Raw genomic sequence first — 242 nt, 5'->3', positions numbered from 1 at the left:
GGGCTGTTCTTCCCGTTCCTGCCGGGCGACACGCTGCTGCTCTCGCTCGGCGTCTTCATCGCCACCGGCGACCTCGACGTCTTCGGCACGCCGCCCCTCGTCGAGCTCGGCATCACCTTGGTGCTGCTCACCCTCGCCGCCGTGGCCGGCAACATCGTCGGCTACGAGATCGGCAGACGCCTCGGTCCACCGCTCTACCGGCGCGAGGGGCGGATCCTCAAGCGCAAGTACTTCGCACAGAC

General features: G+C 68.6%; 1 protein-coding gene. It reads left to right on the top strand.

Annotated features, from left to right (window positions below):
* Positions 1-242: DedA family protein (locus QSV46_RS40825; RefSeq protein ID WP_409997308.1), on the top strand; the 242-nt coding region annotated here is incomplete at both ends.

It is taken from the genome of Bradyrhizobium cosmicum, assembly GCF_032290525.1.
GTDB classification, from domain to species: Bacteria; Pseudomonadota; Alphaproteobacteria; order Rhizobiales; family Xanthobacteraceae; genus Bradyrhizobium; species Bradyrhizobium cosmicum_A.
This window is presented reverse-complemented; position numbering and strand designations above follow the sequence as displayed.